Here is a 21,900-nt window from a genome sequence, read left to right as displayed (position 1 = left end):
TACATCTGAGTGGCAGACCTGGTCGGATGGTGTCGCGGGGTGACGCCCAGCGGCACCCCCGGGGCCATGAACGCGAAATGCCCCGGTCCCGCAGTCGGTTCACTGTCCTTCACCACGGTCACTCGGGCATCAACTCCTGCTCGACCGCCCGCGTCGCCTAACATGGGCATGGTGAAAACCCAGAACCTCATTGCACGGATGGAACACCACCAGATCGGCCTGTACCTCGTGGCCATCCTCATCGGCGGCGGCGTCGGGTTCCTTGCCCCCGGCTCGGCCGGAGCATTGGAACACTCGATCAACCCGGTCCTCGGGCTGCTGCTCTACGCAACGTTCCTGGGCATCCCGTTCGCCTCCATCGGCAAGGCCGCCAAGGACCTGCGGTTCATGGGAACCGTGCTGGTGCTGAACTTCATCGTGGTCCCCGTCGTGGTGTTCGGACTGACCCGCTTCATCGCCGGGGACCAGGCCCTGCTGCTCGGGGTGCTGCTGGTCCTGCTGACCCCCTGCATCGACTACGTCATCGTGTTCACCGGCCTGGCCGGCGGGGCCAGCGACAGGCTGCTGGCCGCCGCCCCGGTCTTGATGCTGCTCCAGATGCTGCTGCTGCCCCTCTACCTGCTGCTTTTCGTCGGCCCCGACGTGGCCTCGGCCATCGACCCCGCACCCTTCGTCGAGGCCCTCATCGTCTTGATCCTCATTCCCCTGACGGCGGCAACCCTGACACAGGCGCTGGCGCGGAAGGCCGCGGCGGGCAGGATCATCATGGACATCATGCAGGCCCTGATGGTTCCCCTGATGATGGTGACCCTGGCGGTGGTCGTCGGTTCACAAATCACCGGAGTCGGCCAGGAAGTTGGCTCGCTGCTGGCGGTGGTGCCGCTTTACGCTGCGTTCCTGTTGGTGATGGTGCCGCTGGGAATGCTGGCGGCCAGATGGGCACGTCTCGATGTCGCCGCCACGCGTGCAGTCGTATTTAGCGGCGCGACCCGCAATTCACTGGTCGTGCTCCCGCTCGCCCTCGCCTTGCCCGAACCTCTGGCCCTGGCCGCATTGGTCGTGGTCACCCAGACGCTTGTCGAGCTCATCGGCATGGTCCTCTTCGTCAGGTTTCTGCCCCGGATCATTCGGACTGAACAACACCGTCAACCAGCCTAATTTTGCCCATCCGGGCCACTGCCGCCAAACAATGCCGTGGTTTAACCGCCGCCCCAAGTTGATAGTCACAACCGTGGGATCGGGGTTCCATGAGACGTCTTGCAACCTATAGGTTGGAAGACGTCTCACCTCGAACACGCTGTCGTTATCACGGAATTTTCAAGTCAAACGGTACCCACGCAAGTCTAAATAGCAACCAAGCAGTCTAATTTGCCCGATCTTTCAGGTTGTTAATCCACCCCGTTTCAGACATCGTGAGAATTTTCGAATCCTGCGACGAACTGAAACGTTCCGGATGCCGTGCACCAGCCGTGGCTTGGTAGCATCGCTAAATTATTCACGTACTAGAAAATCTGGGTTAGGAAGAAGACTTCCACCGTCAGGGGAACCTGCCGGTGAGAGCAAGAAAGGAAATGACCTACAACACGGCACCTGCCATCCTGTAGGCCACTCACTCATTCTCGCCGGGGCGTTGACTAACTCTGTAATAGCCCCAGAGCATTTAATCCAACTCAATGCAGCGCCTATGCGTTGCCTAGATGAGCCCGGATTCAGCTGTTGCTTCGAGGTAGTCCACAAACACGGGGTCCGTCAGGTCTCCCGCACGCATGAAGGGCCCATCTTCCGGATCTTGTTCACGGCGCGGCGGGAAACCAATGACCGCGGTGAGGTACCGGTTGAGTTTGTCTCCTGCCACCCCATAGACCTTGAAGCCGGTGATGAAACTTCCTTCGCGCTCAAGCAACACCGAGACCCGTTGTCCCAAGGCATGCTGGGCCGAAAGAACCCGATATGGGAGTTCCAGCATGTCGCCATGGAAAAGCTCCTGCCAGTAGAACTCGGCGTCTTCAACGGCATCTTCATCGACAGCGACCGGCCGCCCATTTCTTAGTTTCAGGAGAACCGCGGGATTGGTGATGGTAAACAACGCATCAATCAGGTCCTCCCGCACTTCCTCATCGAATTCGAATCCATCAGGTTCCATCAAATGAACAGGAATTCCGTAGGCCTTATAGTTGTCTTCAAGGAGCGCGCGTACCTGTGTCGGAGTCACCGAGGGCAACTTTGCGGCTTCCCACCTCTTCATCAATTCTCGTGGATCTATGGGAGTCACGGTCATTTGATCAGCTCCATCTTTTTCCTCCATCAGCATGCCTGGCCGGCAACACCGTAGAAGGCGTGTGATCCAGGACTGCGTCCTGATGGGTGGTAGTGACAATACTTCTTGGAGGAATTGGTCTTGTCTTTTTCAGGGCCAACCGGTGTTTTGCTTCTCACGCTATAAGCCACAGACCTTGCCCCGGCTTTGGTAGTTGACCATACATCACCGCTGGCTCGAGCACGCGACACGGCCTCGTTCTTCGACATTCCGTCACCAATGAGCAAGCCGTTTGTGCGGCGTACAACTTTGTAATGAGCAGGCGGATTCTTTTTCTTGCGAATAGCCTCCCTGATACCTGCAATCGCTTTGTCGGCTGCTATATAAGTTACACCAGCGATCACAACTACGGCCGAGGCAAGGAATAGAGCCTTAAAAATTGCTCCCAGTGAAGGAACTAGGATCAATGCCAGAGGAATTACCGAGTAGTCTGCTTGATCAGATCGATATTCTGATTTTTCGCCGGTATCAGGGTTTGTAACCGTAAACCAGATGAGCTCTTCATCAACCTGGAGTACATCTACCTGATAGGTTCCACTAACGATGTCCTCGCTTTCGCTTTCGACCGTGAATTCTGCGGTACCTGAATCATTGTCCAAGACGAGAGACTGTGAAATTTCTTCACCAGAATCTAGTTCGGTGGTTGTTTCAACTGAAACTTCTTCGCTGTCGATCTCGGCTTCAAGGAGTTCAAGACCTTCTTCGGAGAGTGATTCCTCAAGCGCATCCTCAGAATAAACAACGGTTTGTGTTTCTGAGGTCATTGCAGGGTCAGTAACTTCTCCACCGTGTGGCATCAGACCAAGAACGAGGCTTGGTACAAGGACAAGCCAGACTAGTACTTTCATTTTTATTCGATCCTTCTATTTTGTTGTATAAGTTCTGCTATTCCTTCGGATGGAGTTTTTCCCGCAAGAATCCCTATAAGGATCTGATTGGCAGCAATAGCAGTCGCCACAGAGGTGCCGCTGCTACTATCGATGTCTCCAGACGATGTGACGTATGGAATGTTCTCGCCGGACAAAAAGACATCGACGTTTTTCTGCGCGCTGAAAGATGCCGGTTTTTGACTATTGTCCAGTGCGCCGATCGAAAGTACTCCGTCGAATCTGGCAGGGAATCCCGGAGACATACCCGGTCTGTTTCCCGATGCAGCGAGGATGGGTGCCCCCGTATCAACCAATTCCTGAATTGCGTCTTCAAGACTCCGGCTCGAGGTCCCAGATGTCAACGCGATAACCGTGAGATCGACGCTGGAATCTGATAACGAGGTGATGGCCTCGGTCAGTTCTCTACTACTAGCGGAAACTTCACCGGAAAGCTGCACGTGCCTAATCCGCACTCTGGAACTCCAATCAGGGCACGTTTCCGCGGTCAATTCGAGAAGGTGCGAAAGTGTGACTTCCGCGTGATGAACTGCGGTCCCAGAATTGACGACAGGTTCGTTGCTTATGCTCTGATGCTCAATATTGAAGCATTCATAGGCTGTCCCGTCAGGCAGGTGTGAGTCGATGACTGCGATTTCGATGAGATTGTCGGATCTGCTGGAGCTCGCACAGGAACAGATCAAGAGGGCCGAGGCGATAACCCATATCACTGTTAGGAGTAGGCTCTTCAATGTTAGTCCGATCACGAATATTGATGTTGTCACGCAAGATTTACCACAACGATTGACTAAGAGTGAGAACTAGAAGTATTTAATCTGCTTTATTTTCACTTTATTACCTGATATAGATTTCGTGAATCTGTGTCACCAAGAATCATGGTTGTGCTGCATTACTCGAAATTCATCCTTATATCAGGTTCACCAGAATCGTCACTAGAACCCACGAGGCCCTGCCTTGATAAGGGAGGGAAACACCAACGGATAGGTCAGACCACCAGACCCACACCTGTTGGCGGCAAGCAAGCGAGGTACACGCCCATCCTTCTGAATGTATCAATACTCGTAGAATGGATGATGTATCGACGCATAGTTTAAGGCACTGAGTTTTACGACGAAACGCACCTCTAACCCTGCTGAGTTTTCAGCCGTCAGAAATTTTCACCATAATTGTCTTTTCAGTATTTCAAACACGACCGATTTTGGGCGGTGCCACTAGTACATCAAGTGCTGTACAGTACATCGTATGATGAACATTGAATCACGGATCGATGCGATGAACCGGCTTGGCCGCGCCATGGCCGACCCCACCCGGTCACGCATCCTCCTGTCCTTGCTGCACGAACCCGGATACCCAGCGGAACTTGCCCAGGCCCTAGGACTGAGCCGCGCCAACGTTTCCAACCATTTGACCTGCCTGCGCGGCTGCGGAATTGTCGTGGCGAAAATGGAAGGCCGCAAAACCCGGTACGAAATCACCGATCCTCACCTCACCACCGCCCTGAGCGCCCTGGTTGACGTGACGTTGGCCGTCGATGATCAAGTACCTTGCCTGGACTCTTCCTGCCCTGACTGCGCCACCAGCGCCGATCGAGAACACGAGGAGCAAGCATGAGTTCCGCCTGCGGTTGCGATTCACCGGAACCCACCGAAGAATTCGAAGAGGAACTGCCCTGGTGGCGGGATTGGCACGTGCTCGTTCCCATAGCCTCAGGCGTTTTCTTCCTCGCTGGGCTCGTCCTTGAATGGAGCACCCACGGCGAAAGCGCCGCCATCGTGGCCTTGGTGCTGTTTTGGATCGGCCTGCTGCTGGGCGCTTTTACCTTTGTGCCCGGCGCCCTGCGAAACCTGTTCACGAAACGGAAACTCGGCATTGGGCTGCTGATGACCATCAGCGCCACCGGTGCGGTCATCCTCGGATATATCGAAGAAGCTGCAGCCCTGGCATTCCTGTATTCCATTGCCGAAGCCCTGGAAGACAAAGCCATGGACAGGGCACGCTCGGGCCTGCGCTCTTTGTTGAAGCTCGTCCCGGAAACGGCCACCGTCATCCGTGACGACGCACCGGTCGTGGTCAGTGCAGCAGAGATCAAGATTGGCGATGCCCTGCGCGTGAAGCCTGGTGAACGCTTGGCAACCGATGGCGTGGTCAGCCAAGGATCAAGCAGCTTGGACACCTCCGCTATCACGGGGGAATCAATTCCCGTGGAAGTAACCGTAGGCGACCAGGTTGCTGCTGGTTCCATCAATTCATCCGGCGCGCTAGTAGTCACTGCAACGGCAAACGGCACGGACAACTCCCTGACCACGTTGGTGAGCCTGGTCGAGCAAGCCCAGTCGGAACGTGGCGAACGGGCACGGCTCGCTGACCGCATTGCCCGCCCGCTGGTTCCCGGTGTCATCGTCCTGGCCGTACTGGTTGCTGTGCTTGGAGCGATCTTCGGCGATCCCGAAACCTGGATCACCCGCGCACTGATCGTGCTGGTCGCAGCCTCGCCTTGCGCGATGGCCATCGCCGTTCCTGTCACCGTTGTTTCCGCCATCGGAGCTGCCAGCAAGTTCGGTGTCATCATCAAAAGCGGAGCAGCCTTCGAACGGCTTGGTTCCCTGCGCCGCATCGCGGTAGATAAAACTGGAACACTCACACGCAATCAGCCAGTGGTCACGCAAGTCCAGACCGTTGATGATGCGACTCGCGAAGAGGTGCTCGCCGTTGCTGCCGCCCTGGAACAGCACAGCACCCACCCTCTAGCTACGGCCATCACCGCAGCAGTACCCGCGATACCGGAGGCAGCGGCGGTTAACGAAGAGCCAGGACACGGCATTACCGGCGTCCTGGATGGTGTTCAGGTCGGGGTCGGCAGTCCTCGATGGATTGCCCCAGGATCGCTTGCTTCCGCTGTTGAATCCATGGAGGCCTCCGGGCAAACCTGCGTCATGGTCACCCGTGCAGAGCAGGTCATTGGCGTGATCGGCGTGCGCGATGAACTACGCCCTGAAGCGGCCGAGGCAATTCGAGACCTGCATAACCAGGGAATCGACGTGGTGATGCTCACCGGCGATAACTCCCGTACTGCCCACGCGCTGGCTTCAATCGCCGGTATAGACACCGTTCATGCCGAACTGCGACCTGAAGACAAGGCCCGTGAAATCGCTTCGTCGGTGCAGCAGGTTCCTACAGGGATGATCGGTGACGGGATCAACGATGCCCCTGCCTTGGCTAGCGCTACCGTGGGGATTGCGATGGGCGCTACCGGTGCCGATGCCGCCATAGAATCAGCCGACGTAGCCTTCACCGGCCATGACTTGAGACTGATCCCGCAAGCCTTGTCCCATGCGCGACGGGGCCGAGCGATCATGAATCAGAACATCATCTTGTCAATGGCGATCATCGTTGTCCTGCTGCCCTTGGCTATTACCGGAGTGCTTGGATTAGCTGCGGTAGTGCTGGTACACGAGGTGGCAGAAGTCATCGTGATTGCCAACGGCCTTCGTGCTGCCCGCGTCCACCGCAAGCAGCTCACACAGCAATCTGGCAACGACCTGCATTAGCGCTGGTTTCGTTGCTGTTGAAGGCGGGGCACTATTTCCACCAGGAAATTAGCACCCTGCCTTCAACCATTTAGAACCAAAGTGAATCGTGCTAAGCGATGCGCCATTTTTACTGGTAATAAACCGCCAATTGAAACTAACAGTCACACACCGGGGGAGTGGTATCCGTTGAGACGTCTTGCAACTCTTGGGTTACAAGACGTCAGGAGTATTGCACTTGGGGATCCTTCGCTCAGATATTCGATCGAACGGAGGCATACGGACATCCGAGTCTCAGCACTGATGTGGTGAACGTTTCAGATTTGCCTGCGCATAATGGACCGGCTAGTGCGGCTGTGGTGGCCAGGCATCCGGCTGGTCACCACAGTCGCTTGCGGTCAGTTGCCGAGTTTGCTCTTCAGCGCGGTGATAGCGGCCATCGCCGCGGTCCACAGGGTGGGTTCGGGCACGGGGACGAACCGCGGCGAGTGGTTGACCGGCATGGTTCCGGAGTCCACCGTGTTTTGGTCGAAGCCCCCGAAGAACCAGAACACCGAGGAGATCCCCAACGAGCCTGGCAGAATGCCGAAGTCCTCCGAGCCCATCTTTGGCTCGGCCTCCTTGACGTTATCGGTGCCCAGCGCGCTCCGCAGAGCCACGGTAAGTTCCGCCGTTGCGTGCGGGTCATTATAGTTGTGCGGGACACGGGAAAGTTCCTCGATAGTCGGTTCCGGTGCACCTGATGCCGCGGCCTCGGCGGAGATGATGCGGCGGATCGCGGCAAGACCCCTTTCGCGGGTGTCCTTGTCCATGGTGCGCACGTTGAGGGTGAACTCTGCGGTGGCCGGGATAATGTTCTCCTTCAGCCCGGCATGGAAGGTGCCCACGGTCACGACAGCGGCCCGACGTGGGTCGATCTCGCGGGCAACGATGGACTGCAGGCGGGTCACGATGTGCGCGCCCAGCACGATCGGGTCGATGGAGTCCTGCGGCTGAGAGCCGTGAGACTGTTCCCCGAACAGGGTCACCTTCCAAGAGTCAGCGAACGCCATAGCCGGTCCGCCAACCACTTCGACCGTCCCGGCGAGCCCGGGCATCAGGTGCTGGCCGTAGATGATTTCCGGGTGAGGGGCCTGGTCCCAGAGTCCATCATCTACCATGGCTTGCGCCCCGGCGCCAGTCTCCTCGCCGGGCTGGAAAATCAGCACGAGGGTCCCAGACCAGTTATCACGGTCGGCCACCAGCACCTCCGTTGCAGTCATGAGCGCGGCAACGTGGGTGTCGTGTCCGCAGCCGTGCATGACGGGTACCTCGGTGCCGTCAGGCAGCGTGCCGCGGGCGGTGGAGCGGTAGTCGACCTCGGAGTCCTCCTGGATCGGCAGGCCGTCCGTGTCCGCACGGAATCCGACGACGGGCCCCTCCCCGTTTCGCAGTATGCCCACCACACCGGTGCCGCCGCAGCGGAAATTATCGATGCCGAGGGTGTTCAAGCGGGCCTCGATGAACTCCGCGGTGCGATGTTCCTGCATGGATAGCTCGGGGTGCGCGTGCAGGTGGTAGTAGAACGCGAGCATGCGTTCTCGCACTTCTGCGGACAGCTCCGGGTAGCGGTCGGAGGTGGCGATGGTATTGGTAATGGTTTCGTTTTGCACGGTGACCTTTCGGCATTGAGGGCGTGCCCGGAATCGGGCCGGTCGGCGGTTCTGTGTGGCTATGGGTGGTGGACAGGCCAAGTAATCAGCAAAACCTTGGGGTTCCGTCTATCTCAGTGGCTCGTGAGGAAATTAAGCTAGACCGCTGCGCGGAGGTGGCGCATCATACTGCCCGGTTGAAACACACAAGTTGAGGTACTCCGACCGAGACGTAGACCGACTCGAATGGAGAACTGCAAGAGATTGGAGCGTGCGTCTGAATCATTGATTCATGTCTTTGCCCTTTGTCTCAGGAAGGGATCGGACGACAGCCGCACTAGTGAATAGAAGCGCCACGGCGTAGAGATTGAACATCCAGGGCTGCCCCACGGCTTCGCTGAACAGCGTTTGTAGATACGGGGCAGTGCCACCAAAGACTGCAACGCACAAGGCATAGGGCACGGCGACTCCAACAGTGCGGATGTGAGGGGGGAACATCTCTGCATACACTGCCGGGGTGATGGAAGTGATAGCGGCCACGAAGATAAGCATCACCGACATTGATACTCCAAGTTGCCATGCCGCGTCCCGAATAAACCACGTCATGGGGAAGTGCAGAGCCGCTGATCCCAGGAGGCCGATCAACATCACCGGCTTTCGTCCAATCCGGTCGCTCAATCTTCCCCACAGGGGGAGGGCAGCGATGAAAACAATGTTCGCCAGTGTCGCAGCCAAGAGGGCCGGTCCAGAAGCGATATTGAGACTGGTAATGGCGTGTGCGGGAGCATTAACAGACCACACGTAGAAGATGATGGTTGCACCCACAGTCATGCCGACAACCTGGAAAGCTTGCTTGCGGTGTTCGACAATCGAGGTCCAGAGCGATGGTTTAGCGACGGCGTCAACATGCTTGTTGCGAATGCCTTCGAAAGCTTCGGTTTCGGACATGCGCGCTCGCATGAAGAGGCCGTAGAGGCCGAATACTGCGCCGATGAAGAATGGAATGCGCCAGCCGAAGGTGGCCATTTGATCTACGGTAAGAAGCCCCGTGAGAAGGGACCCCAAGAGCGTTCCGAAGATGACTCCGACCGTGGCAGCGATGTAGATAATGGATGACCATAGGCCGCGACGTTCACGCGGGGCAACTTCGGCCAGATAGGTCTGGGCAGAGGGAAGTTCCCCACCGTGTGCGAGGCCTTGGAGGAGCCGGGCGACCAGAAGCAGAATTGGGGCGAGAACGCCGACCGTCGCGTAGGTCGGTGTGAGACTGATTGCCAGGCTGCCTAAGGCAGCGAGTCCGACTGCGATTGTCATGGAAGGCTTGCGTCCGATCCTGTCGCTAACCCATCCGAAGATGAGGCCGCCAAATGGACGGGCGACGAATCCCACGGCAAAGATGGCGAGGGTCGCAAGAATGGCCGAGGTCGGATCGTTGGGGTTGAAGATCTGTGTGGCGAAGAACGGGGCGAAAATCGCGTAAACGGCCCAATCATAGTATTCAACGCATAGGCCAACGCCGGTGGTGAGGGCCGAACGGCGTGGGGATTGGGATGGCGGTTGCGGTCGTCCTGTGCGGATGTTGGAGGAGGCCTTCATAGTCATATCTAGCTCCAGGGTGGTTCGTAGGGAAGAGGGAATAATTGTCGGGGATCAGATCGGTCAGTAGTTGCTGGACGATGTTGATCGAGTCCACGGGAACCCGATCGTTGACGTCGTAAAAGGGATCGGAAGCCGAATTTCGCTGAAATTTTCAGCGGATTACACTTCACTCGTTGCTGCCGATTGCCCCTCTAGGTACGGGAGTGCAGGGCCTGCTGGGTCATACGCAGCATCTCATCTGTAAGGATCGATTGGGAGATCGCGAAGTTCAGTCTCGCGTGTACAGCGCCACTGTCTCAGTCCAGGAAGTCGGTAGTCAGGATGGCAGACACAATGTGCGTGAGTTTTCTGCGGTGAGTTTGCTCATGTGTGCCCCAAATTCTTGGCCAGCGCGTAAAGACGCCTCTGGTTCCCTTGTGTGGATTGATTTGGGGCGAATGACCCCAACTGGCACCCAAAGTGATTTTAGTCACTGTTGAATAAATGGAACACTACACAAAAACGGAACAACATTCCACAATTTTTAAATAAATAGGCACATTTCGTCCTAATGCTTGTGTTTGAAGCGTAAAGGGTTCTTTTAATGGAGCAGTGTTCCGACTGATGGCCAATATGTATTGGCTTCCGAGAATTTTCATATTTCTGATATGTATCCGAGGGCTGATGATTGCCAGTTGATGCATGCGCATCAAAATCAATAAGGGAGCCAGTATGTGCCTCGTAGAAACCCAGTTAGATATCGTCAACAGGGTCGAAGCCGATGTCCCGCGAAAGACTTTCGAAGCGGTGACAGGCGACCGAAATCTTGGAAAGTTCACGTTTAAAGCTCATGGCACTTGCGCTGATGGTGTAAGTCTCGCATCTGAGACCGGAACCACCGCGCAGGGCGGTGTTCGTGATGAATCACGAGTCAATAAATTTTCGTTGAAGGGCGACGAGTCAGCGGCTCTCGTGGGCGTGGATATTGCAGCTTCCCTGTCGAGTACGTCCTGCAGGGACTTGCCGCCTGCTACGTTGCAACCGTTGCCATCAATGCTGCAGATGCTGGAATCACCCTTCGTACATCATCTAAATCTGCGATTCAACCGCTAAATTATGCTACCAAGCTCATGTCTAAGCGGCGTTGGGATTGCTTCCGAGCAATCGTATGAGCGAGGTTTTTCGTGGAGTTCCGAACGGCTTGTCCGGCCCGGGGTGCATTTCTGCGAATAGTTCGAAGAGCCGCCCACGCGCGTTCTCCTCCACCGCAGCGCCTCTGCGACGTCGTGCACCTCAACTAGTACAAAAACGTCTAAATTCCATCCGTATCCAGGACGGAGTTGTTCCCAGAAATTGACTCGATAGCAGGGTGAATCCTCTGACTCGTGTGGTTCGGCCTGGACTGTTTCCATGGTGTTCATGGCCCCAATATACAAACGTGCATTGGGGCACTCCGGTGAAGCTTTGACGTCTGCGCGGCATTCAACCGTCGGAGCTGATAGATGGCGTCCAAGTTATTTTCCTCAGGGCAGGATGTCTGTGGTGCTAAACAATGCCGTGATTTAACCACCAAATAAAGGTCGCTGTCATGGATACGGGTAATCCCGTAATGAGTGTGTCGAAGGCATACGTTATGAGTCCCCTTGCACCAGAGCTGCACCACCAGGGTTGGAATATTTTTACACGATGTAGAAATATAGCACCCGGTCTGGAATACTTGGAACCGTGCGCAAATCTTCCCGCTCAACACGTGCTCTCAGAGGCACCGCCGCCGCGCTCTTCGCGACGTTCGTTTCTCTGACCTCACACGTGCTCGCGGGAGGAGCTGTACCGGAAGTCCTGAATGTCGCATTACCTTTATCGCTTTCGGTCCTCGTATGCATGTTGCTTAGCGGCAAAAGGTTCACGCTCAAGCGACTTGCTGGCATGGTGGGGTTCAGTCAGGTGATCTTCCATCTTCTGTTCTCGATGGGCGCCGAGGACTCCTCGATATCGACCGCTGAGCAGGCCCTGCATGCGCATCATGGAATGTCCATGACCGTCGATGTAGCCACTTCAACTAACGTTGCCGCCATGAGCCATGGCGATAACACTATGCTCTTGGCCCATCTTATGGCGGGCCTAGCTACAGTTCTCGTCCTGCACCGCAGTGAGCAACTATTCATTGTGGCCTCTGACATCGTTGATTTGTTCACCTGGAAACTGCTGTGGCGGATTATTAAATTCGTCTATCAGCCGGTTCTGCCACAGTCAGTTCCTACCGAGCTACGCGAAATTCCTGCATACACAGTGGCCGTATATGCCACCTCTATTGTTCGCAGAGGACCACCGGCACTAACAACGGTGTAAGGTCACCCTTGCATACGACACACGGTCTGAGACCCGTTCCGCTCCCCCTTTCTAGTGAACCGGCGGGTTGTTTTTCATGACCGTCAATGGATGATTTGCTGATTCTTCTCCTCTAGCGCAGCCTCGATAGGTACTTGGTCGCAACGATTCTCGTTCTAGCCACCAGCGATATGAGCTGGTATTTCTAGAGACTCCCGGATCAGCCGATGGTCGTATGCCGAAGGCTCTTACATCGCACTTTTACACGGCCTTTTGATCAAGGCCACTCTTGTACTTTGCTGTGCCCAGCGCCAGATGCCTTAACAACCTGTGGGCATCTCCCTGGTTTGCAACTGCGCAGCACCACTGCTTTGAAGCATCAACTGGCGCTTCCCTCATTTTCTTAGGAACAACCGTGAAAACCTCTTTTGCCCTGCGTACCATTGCCCTGTCCTCTGCCGTATTGATCGCCTTGGCAGGTTGTGCTGCCAATCCCGCTGAAAACAGCAGCTCCACCCCGGCCGGTGCCTCCATCACAATGACCGATCCGTGGGTGAAAGCTGCCAACGAAGGAATGTCCGCAGGATTCGGCACCATCAAAAACACAGGAGAACAAGATGTTACTGTCACCTCGGTGACCAGTCCCGCCTCCACTGATCTGGAACTACACGAAACAGTGGCTAACGAATCCGGAGCCATGGTGATGCGTGAAAAGACTGGTGGTTTCACCATCCCCGCCCACAGCGAATTACACCTGGAGCCAGGAGGGAATCACATCATGCTCATGGATCTGACCGAACCACTGCAACCAGGCAGTGAAGTGCGTATGACCCTGAAATTCTCTGATGAGACCACCTTTGATATCACCGCGCCGGTGAAGGACTTCGCAGGAGCAAATGAAAACTATGAAGGCTCCGAGCACGAGGGCATGGAGCATAACGAGATGAAGTTGGATGACTCGGCTTCGGAAAGCGCTCACGATCACTAATGCCCTATGCAAAGACATCCACTACGACACGCCCTAGCCGGCGAGGGGTACTGTTCGGCGGGGCCGCCGCGGGCCTGGGGGCGATTGCTGCTCTCGGGGTCGATTCGCTGACCAGCACTGCTGCGCCGGCTGGTGCTTCGGAGCCATTGCACGGCTACAGCATGATTCCCTTCTACGGTGCCCATCAGGCAGGGATCACCACCGAGCCTCAGACCCATGCAACCTACATCGCATTGAACTTGCGAGATGCTCTTGACCGTGAATCCTTAGGCCGTCTGTTGCGCTTGCTCAGCGACGATGCGGCAAGGCTGACTCAAGGTCAGCCGGCCCTAGCGGACACTGAGCCTGAACTGGGCGTGGTTCCCGCACGCTTGACCGTGACCTTTGGATTCGGGCCGAAGCTCGTGGAACTTGCTGGGTCTTCGGGCGCAGAGATCCAGCCACTACCGAAGTTCACCATCGATCAGCTTGAGGAGCATTGGAACGGCGGAGACCTGGTGCTGCATATCGCTTCCGATGATCCTCTGACCGTTGCTCATGCTCAGCGGATGCTGCTCAAGGATGCTCGCCGGTTTGCCTCGGTGAAATGGGTGCAAACCGGGTTCCGCCGCTCCCGGGGATCCGAAGCCAGTGGCACCACAATGCGCAATCTGTTCGGGCAAGTCGATGGAACCGTCAACCCTCAACCCGGGACTGAGGATTTCAATGCTCTGGTGTGGAGCGCGGATGGGAGTACCACCATGGTGATTCGACGTATCCGCATGGACGTTGATACATGGGATGAGCTGGACCGTTCCGGCCGGGAGTTCAGTATCGGGCGTACCTTGGCTAACGGGGCGCCAACCACTGGAACCGCAGAACATGATGAGCCAGATTTCGCGGCGACGAATGAGTTGGGACTGACCGTTATCGCCGCTCATTCGCATATTCGACGAGCCCGCTCGGAGAACACCGATGAAAGGATTTTCCGGCGCGGATACAACTACGACGACTTACCGGGCGGGAACGAAATCTCCAATTCCGGGCTGATCTTCGTGTCCTACCAAAAGAGCGTGGCTAAGCAATTTACCCCGATGCAACAACGCTTAGCGGACCTTGACGCGCTGAACCAATGGACCACGCCCATTGGATCTGCTGTCTTCCTGGTCCCGCCGGGATGCGCTGAGGGAGGCTTCATCGGTGAAACACTTTTCTCGTCCTAGCTACCGCCACCTGCATTCTTCATGCTCTTCCCCCAAGGATCATTCATGACGCTTTTGGAAACTACAACCCCGGAATCACGACCACCGTCCGTCCCGCCGAGGACTGCCCGCAAAGGCTGGTTCGGGCAGCTGCTACTGAGACTGCACTTCTACGCAGGAATCTTCATCGGCCCGTTCATCCTCGTGTCTGCCGTCAGCGGCGCTTTGTACGCGATCACACCCCAAATCGAACAAGCGATCTACTCCAAGGAGCTTCACGCGCCCGTTGCTGATTCCTACTTGCCACTGGCTGATCAAGTGGAAACAGCCAATTCCTATATGGGCGGTGGTGACGCGCTAGTGGCCGTCCGCCCGGCCCCGAACCCCGGGGATACCACCAGAATGATGTACGCCGACGAGAATCTTGGTGCCAGCGAAACCAGAGCCATTTTTGTTGACCCTGCTACCGCGGAAATCCGCGGTGATCTCACCGCCTACGGGACCAGCGGTGCCCTTCCGCTGAGAACCTGGATTGACCATTTGCACCGCAACCTGCAGCTTGGTGAACCGGGACGACTTTATAGCGAACTGGGAGCCTCCTGGTTGGGTGTTATTGCCCTTGCTGGATTGGGTTTGTGGATCTTGAGGATCAAGAGAACGAGACGCAAAAAGGATCTCATCCGCCCCAATATCAAAGCCACTGGCTATCGTCGGCTGGCAAGCTTGCACGGATCCCTTGGCATCTGGATCCTGCTCGGGGCGTTCTTCCTTTCCGCTACCGGTATCACGTGGTCGACCTACGGCGGTGCGAACGTCAGTGAGCTGCGTAGCGCACTAAGCTGGGGTACCCCCGCGGTGGCCACCGATTTATCAGCCGCCGAAGATAGTGCCAGTGATGAGCACGCCCATCACCACGGGGCCGCCGTTGCTCCAATCGGTGAGTCGGTGAATCCGGCAGCTTTCGACACCATGCTCTCCATTGCCCAAGAAGTGAACGTTAATACCGGGCTGGTTGAGATCAAGCCTCCTGCTGCGGAAGGGAAAGCATGGGTGGTGCAAGAAATTCAACGGTCCTACCCAACTGAGGTTGATGCAACCTCTATTAATGGTCAAAGTCTAGAAGTGGTTGACCGTGTTGATTTCAAGGACTTCAGCCTCGCTGCGAAGCTCTCGCGGTGGGGCATCGATATCCATATGGGATCCATGTTCGGGGTGCTGAATCAGATCCTGCTGTTCCTTCTCGCATCCGGGATCACCACCATGGTGGTTCTCGGTTACGTAATGTGGTGGAAACGCCGTCCAATCAATAATCCTGCACGACGCATGGGCAAAACTCCTTCCCGTGGCGGATTGACCCGTGCCCCATGGTGGGGAACTCTGCTGGTGCTATGTGCGGCTGTCGCTGTAGGGGTTTTCTTGCCGCTCATGGGAATCAGCCTCGCAGCGTTTCTCCTAATTGATGTGATTGTTGGCCGGATGCAACGGGCTAAAACTAAACGTCTAGCCCCCGAATAAGAATCAATCAGCACCGTGTCTGAACTGTGCCCTCGGCCTGTTGCCCGGAGTGCCTAATAGCCCCAGAATCTATTGATTTGAACTGGGTCCCAAAAGTTGGACGAGCTAAATAATAGTCCTGCTTAGGCTGCAAGGGTATGGCATCGATATTCCATCGGCGTCATACCCTTCAGTCGTTCCTGACGCCGACTGACGTTGTACCAATCAATGTACGTCTCAATCTCCACCTTGAGATCCTCGAAATCTGCGAAGTGCTCTCCATGGAACATCTCCGACTTGAGATGACCGAAGAAATTCTCCATGACCGAGTTGTCGAAGCAGTTCCCTTTACGAGACATGGACTGCACCGCACCATGCTCCTGCAGCAAAGCCTTCCACGACCAATGCTGATACTGGAATCCTTGATCCGTATGGACCAGCAGCTTCTTCCCGAAATCTTTCGAACCTAAGGCTTGAGCCAAGCTCTGATTAGTGAACGCCGTAGTTGGTGACGAAGCGATCGTGTAGCTCAAGATGCTGTGGTCAAACAGATCCATGATGGGAGGCAAATACAGTTTCTCCTGGTCAACCCTGAACTCGGTCACGTCACTGACGTAAACAGTGTCCGGTGTATCAACATCAAAGTGCCGCGCTAACAGGTTTTCAGCGATCTTGCTCTGCTCGCCCTGGTACGAGTTGTAGCGTCGCTTAGGGCGCGCTTTGGACTGAAAATTTAGGATTCTCATGAGCTTACGGACCAGCTTTATGCCGATGGCCCATCCTTGAGCGCGCAGGTCCATGTGGACTCTTCGGTACCCGTAGCGTCGTTTGCTGTTCTCAAACGACGTGGTGATGGCTGCTTTGAGGTCCGCATACGGAGCTGTCTGATCCATCAACTTCAGATGGTAGTAATAGGTTGACCTGGCTAAGCCAGCTACGGCCAGCAGATCTGCGAGGTCGTGTTCTGACTTGAGGGTGACAATCACCTGGGTTTTCAGCGATGCCCCTGATCCCTCAAGTCTCGGAGTTTTTCCAGGTAAGCGACCTTGGCTAGCAGTCGTTTATTTTCTTGGCGGAGCTTGTCTTCTTCGCTCAAAGGCGATTTAGGTACGGAGCCTTTTGGGTGTCCTTTAGGTTTGGGCATCAGTGCGTCGTCGCCGCCTTTTCGCCATAACCGCACCCAATCGGCAACCAACACGTCGGAACTGACGTTGAACTTTGCGGCAAGTTCCATGGCAGTTTCACCTGCAAGGAACCGGTCAACGATTTCCTTCTTGGTCTCGAAGGAATACTGCTTTTTTGCTGGTTTCTGCATGAGGCATAGCCTGCCATGTAACCGCCACTTATTGTAGAGGCGCTTGCTCGCGGATGTACCGACTTTAATCACTGATGCCACAGACCTATATCCATAGCCTTGCTCGAAGAGTTCCACGAGTTGCTCGCGTTGGTACTCGGATAGTGTGCTTCGTGCGTGCATGAAAATGCTCCCCTAAAGTTGTTGACTTTTACAGTCCAACTTTCGGGGAGCAGTTCATTCCGGGGCTATTATCCATCGTCTCAAATCTAACGGTTCTGGCAGATGTGCTACTGGACAGGGGGAGAGGTCTAGAGAATTTTGTTGCCTGGGCAATTGCCCTTCCTGAAGCAGGAATGATTTGAATTTTTCTACTCAAGGCCTAACGGCTTAGTTATGCTTTCTGCGGTCAGTTCAATCTGAGGCTGCGGCGAGGTGTTGAACATCGGGTAATACTTTCTGATCTGAGGATGTCCTTGTTCCGTAGGTTAGGTTGTTACCACTGTTTAGCATTAATGGTCTAGTGCATACTGCGTTGTGTAGTCATTACGCCTTCCACAAATGAGAACCTCAAAGAAGAAGAGCGCGCTGCTTTGTGCAGCTTCGCGTTTATACGAGACCATATAGAACGATGGTTTGCTTAATTAGCTAAGCTGAAACTGTCCGGTTTTGAGCTCGGCTTACTTAATGTTGAGAATCTCTTCTGGAGCTGGAGCTGGAGCTGGAGCGGTGGCGATCCACGGCATCTCGGTTTCCGCAGCGAGCGGAGCAATAGGTGCGTAACCCATTGCGGCTGGTATCGACGTAAGCAACGGTGCAACCTTGTCTCTGGCAGGTACCTAGCCTTTGGCCTCCGGATTCCACGGTGAAAATTGCCAGACCTCCCGCGGTGACGGCTTTGACTCGCGCCACGAGATCTTGATCCTCGGAAGCAAAATGCAGATGGGGTCGCAACCCATCGTGGGCTGTCACATAGGTCTTTGTTGCACCTTTCGCTAGCAAGATATTGATCGACTCCAGGCGCGCATCTACGCTCTCAGCGGTGAAGGCTGGCTCGAGAAGCGTTGCCCACGCAAGTATTTGCTGGGATTTTTCCGTGGTGAGTGTGATCTGACGAATCTCATGATTGGACAAGAGCTCTCGCAGATGCTGAATGTCCCACCCGCGGCCCAGTAAAGTCACCAAGTCGGCGGCAAGGAGCGAACCAGTCATATTGTCATGGTTGAAATGCACTAACCCATTGCACCATAGTCAAGGGTGTGAATGTCGTGAGCGCCGCAATTTTTCCTATTCTACTAATCCTCATCGCAGGGATATTTCTGCGCAGATACCTCCCTGACAAGGGAGGATTCTGGGAGGGTTTGTCGTGGATGAGCTACTGGATTTTTACACCGGCCTTGTTTGTTACTAGCATCGGGAGCGCCGATCTTTCCATCATCGAGCCGGGGCCATTGCTATTCAGTCTGCTGATACCGGTTTTAGCGGTAGCCGGGCTCGCTTTAGGATTGGGTAAGCTTGTTCGCGCAAACGGTCCGCAATTAACTTCTCTTGTGCAAGGTTCAATCCGCATCAACACCTATATCGGTCTGATTTTCGTGTCTGCGCTTCATGGGTCTGCCGGTATTGCCAGCTTTGCACTTGCTTGTGCGGTCGTTGTTCCCTTGGTGAACATCATCTGCGTCAGCGCACTTTCCGTCTATGGGGCAAAGCAGCGCTACGGCGGTAAGCTCCGGCTATGGCAGGAACTGATGTTCAATCCACTAATCCTTTCGTGTGCGGGTGGATTATTGATTAATACCCTGTCTATACCCTTGCCGGGATTTCTGGGATCCACGCTCAACATGCTCGCCGCTCCAGCGCTGGTGTGCGGAACACTCATTGCCGGAGCAGCACTGAGCTTTAATTTTCGCTGGCGCGATGTGCTCGATATTGGCATCGCAACAATCCTGAAGCTGGCTATCCTTCCAGTGGCAGCAATGGCGATCGCAATCCCCCTTGGGATGACGGGGACCAGCTTGTCCGCCATCGTCTTGATCTGCGCTGTGCCAACTGCCCCGAGCGCCAACGTTCTGGCAGCCCGCATGGGTGGAGACACACGCCTGATTGCCGCAATCACTGGTACGCAGACCATTTGTGCTCTGGGAACGATTCCCCTAATGGTCGCGATCGCCAACCACTTTACATTTTAGTTTCCGTGTCGTGGCCAGCCATCCGCTATCCGATAAACTCGGGGTCATTCTCAAAACCTGCGAGTTGTACTTGACGGGGGAGTAGCACCAAGAATGCCCGAGGCATGGCAAATCCTCCGTCGCCATTCAAGATTTCGGTTACGAACAATTTCTGCATTCCTTGGGCCGAATCGAAAACATTTCCAAGGTGGCGACCTAGGCTCAACCTCAGTAGATACTATCTATGGGTCACGATTTCACTCCGAATCCCTGGATGCCCCTGCCTATGACCATAAAAAGCAACTACCCCAGAGCGGGAAGGATCAGAGCTGCATTGAGCCGGACGAAGATTGCCTCGATTGCACGAAGGAAGCCTGGCATCATCGTGGACGTTTGATTTCAAATGGCATATAAATCCGCAGTGGAGATGATCGAAGTCACGGCGGGAAGCGTGAGGAGTATTTGCGAACCAGCGGCACCTAAATTTCGCGTCACTTACTGATCACAACTGCCGGGTCCACGTCCGCAGGGCTTATAAATGGGACCTCAGCATTCGGAAGTCGAACAGCCGTCGCATCCACCTGGATCCTCGTTTCATGGAAGAAAAATAGGCATGACTAGCTAAATTCTAGTCGATGGGACAGTATTCGCTTTTCATTTTTCGGACCTTGCCTTGCTGACGAAATCGATTTGTGACAGCTGCATGTAAGCGATTCTGTGGGCTTTTCACAATCAATACCGCGATGTGTCCGATTACAGAGCGGTGCCCCGAGCAGTTTCGACGGTGCCCTAGGAACTCGCCCGCAATTTCGGTCTAAGCTATCAGCCACATGATGCACAGCTCCCAGCAGCATAAATGCCTGCCGGACCGTAAAACCTGCAAGTCGCCTGTGTAGAATGAACCGTCCCTGATTTGATGCCGCTGTCTTTCGAGAGAAAGATAGCAACCATGCCCAAGAAATACCCTGCCGAAGTTCGTGAACGCGCCGTAGCGATGGTTGTGGACCGGCTCTCCGAGTACCCTTCCATTTATGCAGCGTGCAAGGCCCTGGCTCCGAAGCTGGATGTCGGTCCCGAATCATTGCGTCGCTGGGTGCTCCAGGCCCAGGCCGACACCGGTGAGAAGGACGGCCCAACCACTACCGAACTCGATGAGCTCAAGGCGTTGCGGGCGGAGAATCGGGATTTGAAGGAAGCCAACGAAATCTTGAAAGCTGCCTCAATTTTCTTCGCGAGGGAACTCGACCCTCGCCGCCGCTAATCTGCCGATTCGTTGATGAGCAGCGGGCCGAAGGTCATGCGGTCGAGTCGATCTGCGCCGTCCTGCGTGAGCAGGGCGTGCAGGTTGCCGCACGAACCTACCGGGCCTGGAAAACAAGGCCTCCGGCCCTGCGAGCAGTTGAAGATGCGAAGGTCATTGACACGTTACGCAGCCTCAAAGTGTTAGACGCTAAAGGAAGACCGAAGCCAGAAATCCTTTATGGCCGGCGAAAGATGACCGCTTGGCTGCGGCGCAACGGCTTCCCCGCGGTCTCCAAACACACCGTTGACCGGCTCATGCGTGACGAGGGCATGAACGGCATGATCCGGGGCCGCAAGACCCGCACCACGATCCCTGGCAAGGACGGACGCAGGGCCGGTGACCTGCTGAACCGAGACTTCACGGCAGAGGCACCAAACCGGATTTGGGTCACGGACTTCACCTACGTGCCGGTGTATTCCGGGTTCGTCTACGTGGCGTTGGTGATCGATCTGTATTCGCGGGCCATCGTCGGCTGGGAAACCTCCACTGTGAAAGACACCGCTTTCGTGGAGCAGTGCCTGAAAATGGCCCTGTGGCGCCGAAAACACAGCAAAAGGCCGGTTGACAAGGGGCTTTTACATCACTTGGACGCGGGAAGCCAATACACCTCGATCCGGTACACCGACACTTTGGAAATTGAGGGGCTGGTTCCGTCGATTGGCAGTGTCGGCGACGCTTACGATAATGCCGCCGCGGAGACGGTGATGGGCTTGTTCAAGAACGAGACCGTGGCCAAGGGTTCACCGTTCCGTACTGGTGCGTTGAAGACCGAATCCGACGTCGTTGAGGTCGCCTTCGGCTGGGTCTTTTGGTACAACAATGATCGCTTGCATTCCTCGCTGGATCACCAAACTCCAGAGGAATTTGAGCGAGCCTACTATGATGAAATGACAGGCTCGTTACCCGACGCAGCCGCACATAAGACGGCGGCATGATTTCCGGGACGGTTCATACTGAACGTGTCTGGTTTAGGGGTAAGGAGCTGCGATGGCAACACACAAGTTTATACCTCGGCCGCCGATAAAAATGACTCTAGCCCATGACTCGATCAGCCCACGGCAGCGAAGGTGCACTGAAACACCAACGGCTTGCTAAGCTTGGCTTTCCCAAGGGATTCCAACTCGGCAAACGCAGTCTCAAAGAACGTGAAGGAGGGCTACGCTGACGGCTCAGACGTCGTTCTTGCGAAGAGCTCGGTTGAGAT

The 21,900-nt window shown here is 55.5% G+C and carries 18 protein-coding genes; 10 read left to right on the top strand and 8 right to left on the bottom strand.

The window, feature by feature from the left end; all coding sequences use genetic code 11:
* Window positions 1-162 precede the first annotated feature (162 nt).
* Window positions 163-1,158, top strand: coding sequence for an arsenic resistance protein (locus tag ACNPM8_RS11660; protein WP_402696815.1), 996 nt, complete (start codon window positions 163-165; stop codon window positions 1,156-1,158).
* A gap of 535 nt (window positions 1,159-1,693) precedes the next feature.
* Here the strand turns inward: ACNPM8_RS11660 and ACNPM8_RS11655 are convergent.
* The 3 genes from ACNPM8_RS11655 to ACNPM8_RS11645 are packed head-to-tail and all read right to left on the bottom strand — an operon-like array spanning window position 1,694 to window position 3,644.
* Entirely contained in the window at window positions 1,694-2,305 is a 612-nt protein-coding gene (locus ACNPM8_RS11655) for a hypothetical protein (RefSeq protein WP_402696816.1), read from the bottom strand.
* The gene (locus tag ACNPM8_RS11650; protein WP_133835020.1) at window positions 2,305-3,165 is read right to left on the bottom strand and encodes a hypothetical protein; all 861 of its coding nucleotides are present in this window, start codon (window positions 3,163-3,165) and stop codon (window positions 2,305-2,307) included. The genes ACNPM8_RS11655 and ACNPM8_RS11650 overlap by 1 nt, the downstream gene beginning before the upstream one ends.
* A 2-nt stretch (window positions 3,166-3,167) precedes the next feature.
* Complete coding sequence (locus tag ACNPM8_RS11645; RefSeq protein WP_448939881.1) at window positions 3,168-3,644, bottom strand: S8 family serine peptidase; 477 nt, start codon at window positions 3,642-3,644, stop codon at window positions 3,168-3,170.
* 802 nt (window positions 3,645-4,446) lie between these two features.
* On the opposite strand from ACNPM8_RS11645, the gene cmtR reads away from it, so the two are divergent.
* Both cmtR and ACNPM8_RS11635 read left to right on the top strand, forming a co-directional pair.
* On the top strand, window positions 4,447-4,815 hold the full coding sequence (gene cmtR, locus ACNPM8_RS11640; RefSeq protein ID WP_013350243.1) for a Cd(II)/Pb(II)-sensing metalloregulatory transcriptional regulator CmtR: 369 nt from the start codon (window positions 4,447-4,449) through the stop codon (window positions 4,813-4,815).
* Complete coding sequence (locus tag ACNPM8_RS11635; protein WP_402696819.1) at window positions 4,812-6,752, top strand: heavy metal translocating P-type ATPase; 1,941 nt, start codon at window positions 4,812-4,814, stop codon at window positions 6,750-6,752. Before cmtR ends, ACNPM8_RS11635 begins: the two co-directional genes overlap by 4 nt.
* A 377-nt stretch (window positions 6,753-7,129) precedes the next feature.
* Here the strand turns inward: ACNPM8_RS11635 and ACNPM8_RS11630 are convergent, their stop codons facing one another.
* Both ACNPM8_RS11630 and ACNPM8_RS11625 read right to left on the bottom strand, forming a co-directional pair.
* The gene (locus tag ACNPM8_RS11630; RefSeq protein ID WP_133835032.1) at window positions 7,130-8,305 is read right to left on the bottom strand and encodes an amidohydrolase; all 1,176 of its coding nucleotides are present in this window, start codon (window positions 8,303-8,305) and stop codon (window positions 7,130-7,132) included.
* A 339-nt stretch (window positions 8,306-8,644) separates the two neighbouring features.
* Window positions 8,645-9,964, bottom strand: a complete 1,320-nt coding sequence (locus ACNPM8_RS11625) for an MFS transporter (RefSeq protein WP_448939880.1) — start codon at window positions 9,962-9,964, stop codon at window positions 8,645-8,647.
* A 678-nt stretch (window positions 9,965-10,642) separates the two neighbouring features.
* Between ACNPM8_RS11625 and ACNPM8_RS11620 the strand changes: the two genes are divergently transcribed.
* The 5 genes from ACNPM8_RS11620 to ACNPM8_RS11600 all read left to right on the top strand — a co-directional run bounded on the left by ACNPM8_RS11620 (window position 10,643) and on the right by ACNPM8_RS11600 (window position 15,952).
* Window positions 10,643-11,053, top strand: coding sequence for a hypothetical protein (locus tag ACNPM8_RS11620; protein ID WP_448939879.1), 411 nt, complete (start codon window positions 10,643-10,645; stop codon window positions 11,051-11,053).
* Between the two features lie 612 nt (window positions 11,054-11,665).
* Window positions 11,666-12,289: a hypothetical protein gene (locus tag ACNPM8_RS11615; RefSeq protein WP_133835025.1), complete on the top strand. Its 624-nt coding sequence runs from the start codon at window positions 11,666-11,668 to the stop codon at window positions 12,287-12,289.
* Between the two features lie 394 nt (window positions 12,290-12,683).
* Window positions 12,684-13,256 carry a copper chaperone PCu(A)C gene (locus ACNPM8_RS11610; protein ID WP_448939878.1) on the top strand — a complete coding sequence of 191 codons (573 nt, stop codon included), beginning with the start codon at window positions 12,684-12,686 and terminating at the stop codon, window positions 13,254-13,256.
* Window positions 13,256-14,458: a Dyp-type peroxidase gene (locus tag ACNPM8_RS11605; protein ID WP_133835027.1), complete on the top strand. Its 1,203-nt coding sequence runs from the start codon at window positions 13,256-13,258 to the stop codon at window positions 14,456-14,458. Before ACNPM8_RS11610 ends, ACNPM8_RS11605 begins: the two co-directional genes overlap by 1 nt.
* Before the next feature lie 45 nt (window positions 14,459-14,503).
* Window positions 14,504-15,952 carry a PepSY-associated TM helix domain-containing protein gene (locus tag ACNPM8_RS11600; RefSeq protein WP_448939877.1) on the top strand — a complete coding sequence of 483 codons (1,449 nt, stop codon included), beginning with the start codon at window positions 14,504-14,506 and terminating at the stop codon, window positions 15,950-15,952.
* Window positions 15,953-16,074: 122 nt separating this feature from the next.
* On the opposite strand, the gene ACNPM8_RS11595 is transcribed toward ACNPM8_RS11600, so the two are convergent.
* The 3 genes from ACNPM8_RS11595 to ACNPM8_RS11585 form a co-directional block, all read right to left on the bottom strand.
* Complete coding sequence (locus ACNPM8_RS11595) at window positions 16,075-16,917, bottom strand: IS3 family transposase (protein ID WP_402696781.1); 843 nt, start codon at window positions 16,915-16,917, stop codon at window positions 16,075-16,077.
* 8 nt (window positions 16,918-16,925) lie between these two features.
* A complete protein-coding gene (locus tag ACNPM8_RS11590) occupies window positions 16,926-17,246 on the bottom strand; it encodes a helix-turn-helix domain-containing protein (RefSeq protein WP_402696783.1) in 321 nt (106 codons plus the stop codon).
* Between the two features lie 663 nt (window positions 17,247-17,909).
* On the bottom strand, window positions 17,910-18,437 hold the full coding sequence (locus ACNPM8_RS11585; protein WP_448939876.1) for a CGNR zinc finger domain-containing protein: 528 nt from the start codon (window positions 18,435-18,437) through the stop codon (window positions 17,910-17,912).
* A 56-nt stretch (window positions 18,438-18,493) separates the two neighbouring features.
* Here ACNPM8_RS11585 and ACNPM8_RS11580 point away from each other — a divergent pair, with 56 nt between their 5' ends.
* Complete coding sequence (locus ACNPM8_RS11580) at window positions 18,494-19,414, top strand: AEC family transporter (protein WP_208294305.1); 921 nt, start codon at window positions 18,494-18,496, stop codon at window positions 19,412-19,414.
* Window positions 19,415-20,342: 928 nt separating this feature from the next.
* A protein-coding gene (locus ACNPM8_RS11575) for an IS3 family transposase (RefSeq protein ID WP_448939883.1) occupies window positions 20,343-21,631 on the top strand; the annotation gives its coding sequence in 2 pieces (ribosomal slippage) (window positions 20,343-20,616 and window positions 20,616-21,631; 1,290 coding nt in all).
* Window positions 21,632-21,900 lie beyond the last annotated feature (269 nt).

The organism is Glutamicibacter sp. AGC46, assembly GCF_053543715.1.
Note: the sequence above shows the minus strand (reverse complement) of the source record. Positions and strands in the feature narration are given on the sequence as shown.